This is a genomic window from Klebsiella sp. CSG-1, assembly GCF_056521145.1.
In genome coordinates, this window is sequence record NZ_JBWNLD010000001.1 from 645,558 (window position 1) to 657,941 (window position 12,384).

General features: G+C 58.5%; 13 protein-coding genes. 7 read left to right on the forward strand and 6 right to left on the reverse strand.

The genetic code is table 11. The features are described 5' to 3' along the window. Positions 1-52 precede the first annotated feature (52 nt). From purE to mnmH, 3 genes are all read left to right on the forward strand, one after another. Positions 53-562 (forward strand): 5-(carboxyamino)imidazole ribonucleotide mutase, encoded by a 510-nt coding sequence (gene purE, locus AC007G_RS03175; protein ID WP_085396673.1) that lies wholly within the window; start codon positions 53-55, stop codon positions 560-562. Further along, the gene (gene purK, locus AC007G_RS03180; RefSeq protein ID WP_032689161.1) at positions 559-1,626 is read left to right on the forward strand and encodes a 5-(carboxyamino)imidazole ribonucleotide synthase; all 1,068 of its coding nucleotides are present in this window, start codon (positions 559-561) and stop codon (positions 1,624-1,626) included. The genes purE and purK overlap by 4 nt, the downstream gene beginning before the upstream one ends. Before the next feature lie 184 nt (positions 1,627-1,810). Then, positions 1,811-2,887: a tRNA 2-selenouridine(34) synthase MnmH gene (gene mnmH, locus AC007G_RS03185; protein WP_479466541.1), complete on the forward strand. Its 1,077-nt coding sequence runs from the start codon at positions 1,811-1,813 to the stop codon at positions 2,885-2,887. A gap of 9 nt (positions 2,888-2,896) precedes the next feature. Here the strand turns inward: mnmH and AC007G_RS03190 are convergent, their stop codons facing one another. Both AC007G_RS03190 and AC007G_RS03195 read right to left on the reverse strand, forming a co-directional pair. Further along, the gene (locus tag AC007G_RS03190) at positions 2,897-3,337 is read right to left on the reverse strand and encodes a hypothetical protein (RefSeq protein WP_142630434.1); all 441 of its coding nucleotides are present in this window, start codon (positions 3,335-3,337) and stop codon (positions 2,897-2,899) included. 17 nt (positions 3,338-3,354) lie between these two features. Beyond that, on the reverse strand, positions 3,355-4,500 hold the full coding sequence (locus tag AC007G_RS03195; RefSeq protein WP_032689174.1) for a porin: 1,146 nt from the start codon (positions 4,498-4,500) through the stop codon (positions 3,355-3,357). A gap of 209 nt (positions 4,501-4,709) precedes the next feature. On the opposite strand from AC007G_RS03195, the gene AC007G_RS03200 reads away from it, so the two are divergent. Beyond that, complete coding sequence (locus AC007G_RS03200; protein WP_004858861.1) at positions 4,710-5,018, forward strand: monooxygenase; 309 nt, start codon at positions 4,710-4,712, stop codon at positions 5,016-5,018. A gap of 152 nt (positions 5,019-5,170) precedes the next feature. Here AC007G_RS03200 and ybbP read toward each other — a convergent pair whose 3' ends face one another. Together ybbP and ybbA are read right to left on the reverse strand one after the other, a co-directional pair. After that, complete coding sequence (ybbP, locus tag AC007G_RS03205; RefSeq protein ID WP_142630436.1) at positions 5,171-7,585, reverse strand: putative ABC transporter permease subunit YbbP; 2,415 nt, start codon at positions 7,583-7,585, stop codon at positions 5,171-5,173. Continuing rightward, complete coding sequence (gene ybbA, locus AC007G_RS03210) at positions 7,582-8,268, reverse strand: putative ABC transporter ATP-binding protein YbbA (protein WP_032689236.1); 687 nt, start codon at positions 8,266-8,268, stop codon at positions 7,582-7,584. The genes ybbP and ybbA overlap by 4 nt, the downstream gene beginning before the upstream one ends. Here ybbA and tesA point away from each other — a divergent pair. Genes tesA through AC007G_RS03225 form a run of 3 tightly spaced genes read left to right on the forward strand, consistent with a single transcriptional unit; the run spans position 8,239 to position 10,574 of the window. Beyond that, complete coding sequence (tesA, locus tag AC007G_RS03215) at positions 8,239-8,862, forward strand: multifunctional acyl-CoA thioesterase I/protease I/lysophospholipase L1 (protein ID WP_032689237.1); 624 nt, start codon at positions 8,239-8,241, stop codon at positions 8,860-8,862. The two genes, ybbA and tesA, sit on opposite strands and share 30 nt — an antisense overlap. Beyond that, positions 8,852-9,661, forward strand: coding sequence for an SDR family oxidoreductase (locus AC007G_RS03220; protein ID WP_162180125.1), 810 nt, complete (start codon positions 8,852-8,854; stop codon positions 9,659-9,661). Before tesA ends, AC007G_RS03220 begins: the two co-directional genes overlap by 11 nt. Before the next feature lie 58 nt (positions 9,662-9,719). Beyond that, on the forward strand, positions 9,720-10,574 hold the full coding sequence (locus AC007G_RS03225) for a co-chaperone YbbN (protein WP_032689178.1): 855 nt from the start codon (positions 9,720-9,722) through the stop codon (positions 10,572-10,574). A gap of 284 nt (positions 10,575-10,858) precedes the next feature. On the opposite strand, the gene fetB is transcribed toward AC007G_RS03225, so the two are convergent. Both fetB and fetA read right to left on the reverse strand, forming a co-directional pair. Continuing rightward, entirely contained in the window at positions 10,859-11,641 is a 783-nt protein-coding gene (gene fetB / locus AC007G_RS03230) for an iron efflux ABC transporter permease subunit FetB (RefSeq protein WP_142630438.1), read from the reverse strand. Next, positions 11,628-12,305, reverse strand: coding sequence for an iron efflux ABC transporter ATP-binding subunit FetA (gene fetA / locus AC007G_RS03235; protein WP_032689180.1), 678 nt, complete (start codon positions 12,303-12,305; stop codon positions 11,628-11,630). The genes fetB and fetA overlap by 14 nt, the downstream gene beginning before the upstream one ends. Between the last annotated feature and the right edge of the window lie 79 nt (positions 12,306-12,384).

The following is a 12,384-nucleotide window of genomic DNA, read 5'->3' on the forward strand; positions in this document are numbered from 1 at the left end:
CTCTGTGGCCTCTAAAGCAGTGTGAAGCACACCCACAGGAGTTTTAAGACGCATGTCTTCCCGCAATAATACGGCGCGTATCGCCATCGTGATGGGGTCCAAAAGCGACTGGGCTACCATGCAGTTTACCGCAGAAATCCTTGATGCCCTGAACGTTCCGTACCATGTTGAAGTGGTCTCCGCACACCGGACGCCCGATAAGCTGTTTAGCTTTGCCGAAGGCGCGGAAAGCAACGGTTATCAGGTGATTATTGCCGGTGCGGGCGGCGCGGCGCATCTGCCGGGCATGATTGCGGCGAAAACCCTGGTGCCGGTGCTCGGTGTGCCGGTCCAAAGCGCGGCGTTAAGCGGCGTAGACAGTCTCTACTCTATTGTTCAGATGCCGCGCGGAATTCCGGTCGGTACACTGGCCATCGGCAAAGCCGGTGCCGCCAACGCGGCTCTGCTGGCGGCGCAGATTCTGGCGCTGCACGACGCTGAACTGCATCAGCGCCTGAGCGCCTGGCGTCAGGCCCAGACCGATGAGGTGCTGGAGAATCCGGATCCGCGGGGTGCGGCATGAAGCAGGTTTGCATCCTTGGCAACGGCCAGCTAGGCCGGATGTTGCGCCAGGCCGGTGAACCGCTGGGTATCGCCGTCTGGCCAGTCGGTCTGGAAGCCGATCCTGAAGCGGTGCCGTTTCAGCAAAGCGTGATCACTGCCGAAATCGAACGTTGGCCGGAAACGGCGCTCACGCGTGAACTGGCGCGCCACCCGGCGTTTGTTAACCGCGATGTGTTCCCGATCATTGCCGACCGTCTGACGCAAAAACAGCTGTTTGATAAGCTGGAGCTCGCCACCGCGCCATGGCAGCTGCTGGCAGATAAAAGCGAGTGGCCGGCGGTATTCGCACGTCTGGGCGAACTGGCTATCGTTAAGCGTCGCGTGGGCGGTTACGACGGTCGCGGCCAATGGCGACTGCGTGAAAACGACATTGCGCAGCTACCGGATGAAAACTATGGCCAATGCATTGTTGAGCAAGGCATCAACTTTTCCGCCGAAGTGTCGCTGGTTGGCGCCCGCGCGCAGGATGGCAGCACGGTGTTCTACCCGCTGACCCGCAACCTGCATCAGGAGGGCATTCTGCGTACCAGCGTCGCCTTCCCGCAGGCCAATGCCCGCCAGCAGGACCAGGCGGAAAGCATGCTTACCGCCATTATGAACGCGCTGAACTACGTGGGCGTGATGGCGATGGAGTGTTTTGTCACCGCTGACGGCCTGCTGATTAACGAGCTGGCGCCACGCGTGCACAACAGCGGTCACTGGACCCAGAACGGGGCCTCGATCAGCCAGTTCGAACTGCATCTGCGGGCGATTACCGGCCTGCCGCTGCCGCCGCCGGTCGTGAACAGCCCTTCGGTGATGATCAACCTGATCGGTACCGATCTGAACTACGACTGGCTGAAGCTGCCGCTGGTGCATCTGCACTGGTACGACAAAGAGGTGCGTCCGGGGCGCAAAGTGGGTCACCTTAACCTGACCGACAGCGATACCGACCGCCTGAGCGCCACGCTGGAAGCGTTAAAACCTATCCTGCCGCCGGAGTACGCCAGCGGTATCTTCTGGGCGCAATCCCAGCTGGCGTAATCCTCCTGACCCCTTCGGGCGAGCAGCGCATCCGCCGCCCGTTCGCCCGAATGAAACCGGCTATTTGCCGGGGAATTGATCTTCGCCCTTCCCCGGCAGACATTCAGGCGCGTAGAATCCCCTCCTTGCTTTAAAGATTTTCTTATTTAAAGACGCTTTCAGTTTGACTTCAGAAGGATGACCCATGAAAAATGGGACCGATTACCGCACTATTCTCACAGCGGACACGCCAATCATTGACGTCCGCGCCCCGATCGAATTCCGCCAAAGCGCACTTCCCGCGGCACTGAACCTGCCGCTGATGGACGACGCCGAGCGCGCCGCCGTCGGCACCTGCTATAAACGCCACGGCGCAGACGCGGCCTTAGCGCTGGGCCATCAGTTAGTCAGCGGCGAGGTGCGGGAAAAGCGTCTCGCCGCATGGCGCGACGCCTGCTTACGTTATCCGCAGGGCTATCTGTGCTGCGCCCGCGGCGGTCAGCGTTCACATATCGTCCAGCAGTGGCTGAAGGAAGCGGGCGTGGATTACCCCCTGATCGTCGGCGGCTATAAGGCGCTGCGCCAGGCCGCCATCCGGCTCACCGAAGAGCTGGTGCAGCGCCCTATCGTGCTGATCGGCGGCTGTACCGGCAACGGCAAGACACAGTTGGTCTGCTCCCGACCCGACGGTATCGATCTGGAGGGGCTCGCCCACCATCGCGGCTCATCGTTCGGCCGCACGCTGCGTGAACAGCACGCCCAGGCAACATTTGAAAACCATCTGGCGGTGGCGATGTTGAAACCAGCCGGGCAGCATCGCCGCTGGGTGCTGGAAGATGAAGGACATATGATCGGCGCAAACCACCTGCCGGAATGCATGCGTGAGCGCATGGCGCAGTCGCCGCTGGCGGTAGTGGAAGACCCGTTTGAGATCCGCCTGGAGCGCCTGCGGGAAGAGTATTTTGACCGTATGCACCGTGATTTTATTGATGCTTTCGGTGAAGAGAAAGGCTGGCAGGAGTACAGCGAGTATCTGCATCACGGTCTGTTTGCCATTCGCCGTCGCCTGGGGCTACAGCGTTTTGCCCAGCTCACGACCCTGCTTGATGAGGCGCTGGCTTCGCAGCAGCGAGGCGCCACGACCGATGCCCATTTTACCTGGCTGGTGCCGCTGCTGAAAGAGTACTACGACCCGATGTATCGCTATCAGCTGAGTAAAAAAGCGGAAAAAATTATCTTTCGCGGCAGCTGGAATGACGTCGCCTCCTGGCTGGCGAAGTAATCAAACGCCCTACTGCCCGGCTTGCGGCGAAAACGCCTTAGCCGGGCTAAAGGTCCGCCGATGGCGGTAAGCCTGCAGCCCCGGTAAGCGCAGCGCCACCGGGGAATATGCCTGTAGCCCCGGTAAGCGCAGCGCCACCGGGGAGTATGCCTGTAGCCCCGGTAAGCGCAGCGCCACCGGGGAGTAAGACTGTAGCCCCGGTAAGCGCAGCGCCACCGGGGAATATGCCTGTAGCCTCGGTAAGCGCAGCGCCACCGGGGAGTATGCCTGTAGCCCCGGTAAGCGCAGCGCCATCGGGGAGTAAGACTGTAGCCTCGGTAAGCGCAGCGCCACCGGGGAGTAAGACTGTAGCCCCGGTAAGCGCAGCGCCACCGGGGAATATGCCTGTAGCCTCGGTAAGCGCAGCGCCACCGGGGAATATGCCTGTAGCCCCGGTAAGCGCAGCGCCACCGGGGAGCCGCAGCCGCTTAGAAGTCGTAGCGCAGACGCACCAGGTTCATATCTCCCAGGTTGTCGGTGCTGGACGTAAAGACGTGCTCATAATCAACGCGGAAACCGTAATCCAGCTGGAAGCTGATCCCCAGTCCGTTATCAATTCGCTGATAGTTACGGCCGTTGACGTACTCCAGGCGGTCGCCCATAAAGTATGGCTGAATCGTTTTCACCGCGTACTGACCAATCGGGAAGGTATAACCGGCGAAGTACTCAATCCCCCAGGCATCCCCGGCGAAATAGTCGTAAACATCGGTTTTTTTGGTGGTCATAAAGTTCTGATACCAACCGCCACCGAAGGAGAAGGTCCAGTTATCCGGCTTCCAGCTCAGCGCCGTACCGAGGATATTCTGATCATAGGTTTTGTTGTCTGCTGTTGACGGGTCGCGCATCTCGGCACGGGTGTAGTTCCACGCGGTCCCCCAGGTCAGGTCCCTGGTGATGTGATAATCCACGCCCACGGAACCGCCGCCTTTACGCTTATAGCGCAGGCCATTGCCCGGCAGATATTCATTATCTTCAAACAAATAAGAGGCATAGAGGTCAACGTCACCCGCCGTTTTCTTATATTTCAGCATATTACGGGAACGGTACGAACCATCGTAGTCGCCGTTGATGCCGTTACCCGGCGCCTGGGCGATCATGTCGTAATCCCAGATATCGGTTTTCGCCCCAACCACATCGTAGTAAATACTGTTTTGCTGACCGTAGGTTAATGTCCCCCAGGTGTCGCTCTTCAGCCCGGTGTACAACATACGGCGGGTCGTATTATTGGCGCCTTCCGCATAGTGGTTATCCCAGTCAAACAATGCCGGAATATTGACCCCCAGCTCGTAATAGCTGATCCAGCTGATATCATCAAACAGATAATAATCAGCGGCGAAGCGGAAACGGGTCCCGCCATCAAAACCATTACGTTTATAAGACCCTTTATCGCCGTCGCCGGACATCATGTTGAACTGCGGACGAATACTCCCGCCGACGGTAAAGTTCAGGCGGCTCAGCGGATCTCCGGCCTGCGGGTCCTGTTTCAGTAACGTAATCTCAGCCTGGGATGCGAAAGAGGTTAACGCCAGTGCTGCGCCGATCGTCATCGCCAGCGTTTTTATTTTATGTGCCATGCTTTTTCCTTGAGTAATAAGCAACCTTATAGTTTCCAGCTGAATATTAACCGTGATTTGGCATGACGTGTTGTTGGGTTTTTAATGTTTAGTGCTCTTAAAAATCAGTGAGTTATCATTTTGTGCGCTTAAAAAATCAGCGATTATCATTTCATCGTTCTGTCATTAAAATGAAGTACTGACGCTCAAACATTATCCATGGAGGAATTATGTCGAAAAAACTACTGCAGCTGCACTTTGCCTTTAACGGCCCCTTCGGCAGCGAGATGTCCCGCCAGCTCGTGGAGCTTGCCGAGTCGATCAATCAGGAGCCGGGGTTTATCTGGAAGGTCTGGACGGAAAGCGAAAAGAACCACGAGGCGGGCGGGATCTATCTTTTCGAGGATGAAGAGACCGCCCTCGCTTACCTCAATAAGCATACCGCGCGCCTGAAATCGCTCGGCGTTGATGAAGTTATCGGCAAAGTTTTCGACGTCAATGAACCGCTCACCGCACTGAACCACGGTCATCTGCAGTAGCGTTCATTTCGCGACGGAGCTCGTATTTTTGCCGGGTGGCGGCCTGACGCCTTACCCGGCCTGTGTTCCTGTATATCAGCAGGCTGCGTTTTCCCGTATGTCCGGGCAAGCGCAGCGTCACCAGACGCTTGCCCGATGACGTCTCCATCCAGTCACTGACTGAACTGGCGAAACAAGGCTTTGCCTTTTAACAAACGCAACCCTAGCCAGCCACCGCATAACGACAGCAGGAGCGCACCACACAGCGGCAACATCACCCACAGTCGCCAGTCCGGCGTCCACGGAAAATCAAAGACTTTGGTTTGCAGCATCGCCAGCGCCACCTCCGCGCCGATGGCCGCCACTACGCCGGAAACCACGCCCAGCAACGCAAACTCCGCCCACAGCGTGGTACGCAACAGCGACTTTCCGGCCCCCAGCGTGCGCCAGACCACCAGCTCCTGATAGCGCTGGCGCATACCGACCTGAACCTGCGCCAGCAGCAGTAAAATGCCGCACGCGGTCACCAGCACCACCATCACCTCCAGCGCCCGACTGACCTGTGTCAATACCTGGCCCACCTGACGGAGAATCGCACCAATATCCAGCAGGCTGACGGTGGGGAATTCGCGATTAAGCTGCGTCAACAGCGTATTGCCGTTATCCCAGCGGAAACTGGTCAGCCAGCTTTGCGGCTGCCCGTCGAGCGCCCCCGGCGGGAAGATAAAGAAGAAGTTTGGCCGCAGGCTCTCCCAGTCAACTTTACGCACGCTGGACACTTTCGCGCTAAAGTCCTGAGTATCCCCGGTAAACGTCACGCTATCGCCAGGCTTGACGCCCAACCGCTGCGCCAGCCCCTCTTCAATCGAGACCTCCCCGGCTTTCGGCGGCCAGCTTCCGGCCACCAGCGGATTATGATCCGGCCGCTCGCTGCGCCAGGTCAGATTCAGCTCACGGTTCAACGCTTCGTCTTTATTGTTCTCCGCCGCCTGACCGTTAATCTGCGTCAGGCGGGCGCGCACAATCGGGTAAAACTCGGTCGCCGTAACATGATGCCCGGCGAGGAACGTTTTCACCGCAGCGACCTGCTCCGGAGCAATGTTGATTAAGAAGTAATTGGGGCTTTCCGGCGGCAGCTGCTGCTGCCAGCGAGCCAGCAGATCGCCGCGCAGCACCAGCAGCAGCGCCAGCAACATAAACGACAGCGAAAATGCCGCCAGCTGACTCAGGGTTGACCACGGCTGGCGCAGCAGACGGTTCACCGCCAGACGCAACGGCAGCGCTTTCAAGGTCAACCGTTTCAACATCCACAGCAGCCCCCAGCCCAACACGCCGCACAGCAGCGCCAGTACCACGGCACCGGCCAGTACCGCCCATAGCAGCGGGCTTCCGCCCATCAGCCACGCCAGCAGAATCACCACCACCGCACACACCAGCGGAATATACAATTTCAGCGGCCAGACGTTGGCAACGACATCCTGACGCAGTACCCGCAGCGGCAGCGTTGCCAGCAACAGGCGATAAGGTCGTAACCCCACCAGCAGCGAAATCACCACCATCGCGCCGATCGCCCACAGCCACGGCCAGCCGCTGGCCGGCGGTAAAGCCACCGGTAGCACCGGTTTTAGCATCAGCAGCAGAATCTGCTCGAGCCCCGCCCCCATCGCGCCGCCGGCCACCGCCGCCAGCGCCAGCAGCATCAGCCACTGGCCGACAATAAGCTTACGCAGCTGCGCGCGTCCGGCGCCAAGAGTTTTCAGGATCGCCACCAGATCGTAGCGGCTGCGGCAGTAATGACTCATCGCCACCGCCACCGCGGCCACCGCCAGCAACAGAGTCAGCAGCGCAGACAGCAGTAAAAACTGCTGCGAGCGTTCCAGTGATTTGCCTAAGGCGCTGTCGTCCTGCTCCAGGCCGATCCAGCGATGTTCAGGCCCCAGCTTCGGCAGGAGCCACTTTTCATAGTCCGCCAGCTGCTGCGGGGTTCCGGCGTACTTATAGCGCCAGGAGACACGGCTGCCGGGCTGTACCGCGCCGGTTTTCGCCACATCGGCGGTGTTCATCATCAGCCGCGGCGCCATCTGGAAAGGGTTGAAGCCGGCATCCGGCTCTTGTAGCACCTCGCCAGCAATACGCAGCGTGGCATCGCCGACATCAAGAGTATCGCCGATTTTTAAGTTCAGCAGCGCCATCAGGCGCGGGGCCAGCAGCACGCTTCCGGCCTGCGGTTTCAGGCCCGGTGGCTGCGTCTCCAGCTTACCGTAAAGCGGATAGGTATCATCCACCGCCTTCACATCCGCCAGCTGCGGCGTATCGCCGGCAAAGGTCATGGTGGCGAAGCTCAGCTGCTCTCCGACGGTGAGTCCGAGCCTGCGCGCCTCGTCAATCCACTCGGCAGGCACCTCACGCGAGCTGCGCAGCGTCCGGTCCCCGGCCATAAATTCGCGACTCTGTTGGCTGAGCCCCTTTTCCATCCGATCGCCGATCGACCCCAGCGCCAGCACGCAGGCCACCGCCAGGCTCAGCGCCAGCCAGACTATCAACAGCGAGGGCGAGCGCCATTCGCGCCAGAACCAGCGGGCAATCATGCTTCCTCCCGCAACAGGCCGTCCACCAGGCGCAGCCGCCGATCGCAGCGCGCCGCCAGCAGCGGATCGTGGGTCACCAGGATCAGGGTGGTACCATGCTCTCGATTAAGGGAAAACAGCAGATCGGCAATTTTGTCGCCGGTATGGCGGTCAAGATTGCCGGTAGGCTCATCGGCAAACAGCAGCTCAGGCCGACCGTTAAACGCGCGGGCGAGCGCCACCCGCTGCTGCTCACCGCCGGAAAGCTGCGCCGGCAGATGATGAAGACGTTTACCCAGACCCAGTTGCTCCAGCAATGCCCGGGCGCTGCCACGGCTTTGGTTATCGGTCTCACCGCGAAGCAGCGCCGGAAGCTCGACGTTTTCCAGAGCATTAAGCGTTGGAATCAGCATAAATGACTGAAAGACAAAGCCGACATGTTTGGCCCGCAGCCGCGCCCTTGCCTCTTCATCCATCGTATGCAGCGGCTGGCCGAGTAAGGAGACCTCACCGCTGCTGCCGTCATCCAGCCCGGCAAGTATCGCCAGCAGGGTCGATTTCCCCGATCCCGACTCGCCAATCAGGGCGATGGTCTGCGCCGGTTTGACAACCAGCTCAACTCCGGTAAGGATGGAAAGCTGATGCTCTCCCTGACCGACGGACTTCTTAAGATGATGAACTTCAAGTATGTTTTCCGCTGGCATTTGCCTTTCCTGTTTCTGATTTTTTTTGCCTGCCGCGCCATGGCCGCAGACAAGCTATTAGTTCTTGGCGATAGCCTGAGCGCCGGTTATCGCATGGCCGCCAGCGCCGCCTGGCCTGCGCTACTCAACGATAAGTGGCAGACCACCACGCCGGTCATCAACGCCAGCATCAGCGGCGACACCTCGCAGCAAGGGCTGGCAAGACTCCCGGCGCTGCTCAAGCAGCATCAGCCGCGCTGGGTGCTGGTCGAACTGGGAGGCAACGACGGGCTACGCGGCTTCCCGCCCCAGCAAACCGAACAAACTCTGCGGACGGTGATTCAGGATATCAAAGCCGCCAACGCTCAGCCGTTGCTGATGCAAATTCGCCTGCCCGCCAACTATGGCCGTCGTTATAATGAAGCCTTTAGCGCCCTGTATCCGGCCCTGGCCAAAGAGTTTGATATTCCTCTGCTGCCCTTTTTTATGGAAGAGGTCTATCTGAAACCCCAGTGGATGCAGGATGATGGCATCCACCCCAATCGCGATGCCCAGCCTTTTATTGCCGACTGGATGGCAACCCGGCTGGCTCCCTTAGTTAATCATGACTCCTGATCTTCAGGCGTCGCTTGCAGGTAAAGTTATGCAAAAATCGGTTTTAGTTACAGGCTGTTCCAGCGGTATTGGTCTTGAAAGCGCCCTCGATTTAAAACGCCAGGGCTTTAACGTCCTGGCCGCCTGCCGTAAAGCGGACGACGTGGCGCGGATGCAGGAGCTCGGGCTGACCGGTATTTTGCTGGACCTCGACGATCCGCAAAGCGTTGAACGCGCCGCTGCGGAGGTCATCGCCCTGACCAATAATCGCCTGTACGGGCTGTTTAATAACGCCGGATACGGCGTCTATGGCCCGCTCGCCACCATTAGCCGTCAACAGATGGAGGCGCAGTTTTCCGCCAACTTTTTTGGCGCACACCAGCTGACGATGTTACTTCTGCCGGCAATGGAGCCGCACGGCGAAGGGCGTATCGTCATGACCTCCTCGGTCATGGGGATCATCTCCAGCCCCGGTCGCGGCGCCTACGCGGCCAGCAAATATGCGCTGGAAGCCTGGTCCGATGCGCTGCGTATGGAGCTGCGCTATAGCGGCATTAAGGTCAGCCTGATTGAGCCCGGTCCCATCAACACCCGTTTTACCACCAACGTCAACCAAACCCAGCGCGATAAGCCGGTGGAGAATCCGGGGATCGCCGCACGCTTTACCCTCGGTCCGGAAGCGGTGGTGGAAAAAGTGCGCCATGCTTTTACCAGCGACAAACCGCAATTACGCTATCCGGTGACGCTTGTCACCCACGCCGTGGCGCTGCTCAAACGCCTGCTGCCGACGCGACTGATGGACAAAATTATCCAGGGCTGAGTTGAAGCTCCGGCTGTCGCCCCCATGTATACCCAAAATCGACTAAAGAGATGCGCTCATGTCAGTACAGAATGTTATCAATATTACCGAAGCTAACCTGCACCAGACGCTGGAGCAATCCGTTACTGCGCCGGTGCTGTTTTATTTCTGGTCAGCGCGCAGCCAGCACTGCGAGCAGCTGACGCCGGTTCTGGAAGGACTGGCTGCGCAATACAACGGGCAGTTTACGCTGGCGAAAGTGGACTGCGATGCTGAGCAGATGCTTGCCTCACAGTTTGGCCTGCGCTCAATCCCGACGGTTTATCTGTTCCAGAACGGCCAGCCGGTAGACGGCTTCGAAGGCCCGCAGCCGGAATCAGCCATCCGTGCGCTGCTGGATAAAGTGCTGCCCCGCGAAGAGGAGCTCAAAGCTCAGCAGGCGCTGGCGCTGATGCAGGAAGAAAAATATCTTGAGGCTCTGCCGCTGCTGAAAGACGCGTGGCAGATGTCGAACCAGGACAGCCAGATTGGCCTGCTGCTGGCGGAGACGCTGATCGCGCTGCAGCGTTCCGACGAAGCCGAAGCGGTGCTGAAAACCGTTCCTATGCAGGATCAGGATACCCGCTATCAGGGGCTGGTCGCGCAGATTGAGCTGCTGAAACAGGCGGCCGATACGCCGGAAATTCAACAGCTGCAGCAGCAGGTTGAACAGCATCCTGAAGATGCCGCGCTGGCCGCTCAGCTCGCGCTGCAGCTGCATCAGGTTGGCCGCAATGAAGAAGCGCTGGCGCTGCTGTTCAGCCATTTGCAGAAGGATTTAGGCGCCGGAGACGGCCAGGTACGCAAGATGTTGCAGGAGATCCTTGCCGCACTGGGTACCGGCGATGCCCTGGCGGCGAAGTACCGCCGTCAGCTCTATTCGCTGCTGTACTAATCCCCTTATCCACGTCAATCCCCCCGGTCGCGCTACGCTTACCGGGGCTACGGGGCGGAAACGCCGCACCTGTTCTCCGAAACGCCCCCGGTCGCGCTGCGCTTACCGGGGCTACGGGGCGAAAACGCCGCACCTGTTCTCCAAAACGCCCCCGTTCGCGCTGCGCTTACCGGGGCTACGGGGGCGAAAACGCCGCACCTGTTCTCCAAAACGCCCCCGTTCGCACTGAGCTTATCGGGGCTACGGGCGGCACTGTCGTGCCGCCATCCGGGGAGCCGTTACGTTTATGAGTGCTTTTTCAACTGCGTCACCACCAGCTGATGGCGGGCGTTAAAGAACTTGCGGTAGGTCAGATAGCCGGCGATGATCGTCGACAGACTGGCGGTAGAGAGCAGCATAAACGTCACCATAATCTGATATTTAATAGCCTTCACCGGATCAATGCCGGCAAAAATCAGCCCTGACATCATGCCGGGCAAACTCACCAGCCCCACCGTTTTAGCCGAATCGATAGTCGGGATCAGCGATGCGCGAATACTGTCGCGAATTAACCCGGCAGCCGCCATTTTCGGCATAGCGCCCAGGCTGAGCTTCTCCTGAATTTGCTGCTGCTCGCTGTTGAAGCGCTGTCCCATATTGTTGTAGCACAGCCCGACCGCCACCATCGCGTTCCCGGCCACCATCCCGGCGATCGGAATCACCTGCATCGGCACAAAAGCAATGGAGCCGGAGAAGACCAGCACCGCCAGCGTCAGTCCGGCGCCGGTCGTAATGGCAATAAATGACGACAGGAAGGCCTTATCAATATATTTGCTGCGCTTTTGCGCGTTCCATGCCGCGTTAAAGCAAATAAACAGCACCATCAGCAGTGTCAGCAGCGCGTGATTGACGTTGAAGATATATTTCAGGACGTAGCCGACAATAATCAGCTGCACCACCGCCCGACAGATACTCCAGACGATATCTTTTTCCAGCGCCAGTTTTTCCCGGTAGCTCACAATAATCGCCACCAGCACCAGCACCATCGAAAGCGCCAGCGATTCGTTGGTAATATTATGCCCGTTCATGAGACACCTCCTGAGCGCTGCCGCCGGCGGGCTGCAACGTGATCACCTCATCAGCATGGGCAATTTCATTGCGATCGTGGGTGACCCACAGCACCGCAATATTTTTTTCCGTCACATAACGATGAATAATATCGTTGACGTTGTGTTTATTACTTTCGTCCAGCGCGCTGGTAATTTCATCAAGCAACAATACCTGGGGCAAAAATTGCAAATTACGGATCAGCGAAACCCGCTGCTTTTCTCCCCCAGAAAGCTCATTGATTGATTTTTCCAGCGTATTTTCCGCAAGACCAAAGCGTTGTAAATCAGCGACCAGCGCCGCAGGATCCGGCTGCTGATGGCGAATCTGCCAGGGAAAAATCAGATTGTCATAGACCGAGTCACCAAACAGCGCCGGGGTCTGCGCGCAGTAGGAGACCTGCTGGCGGTAGGTTTCCGGCGAGAGCGCCGTAATATCCCGATCGGCAAAAAAAATCTGCCCGGAGGTAGGACTCAGCAGCGAGGCGATAATTTTCAGCAAGGTGCTTTTTCCACAGCCGGAAGGCCCGGTAATCAGCTTAAATTCTCCGGCCCGCAGCTGGAGATTTATATTATTAAGAATGACCGTCTCGTCGACCTGAAAGCCAACATTCGCAAGACGCAAAATAGCGTTATTTTCCTTCATTATTGTTCCACTTTTTTCCCACAACCCTGCTAGTTTACTCCAGTTTCCTTTCGCCTGGGTGAGGAGAAAGATATACTCA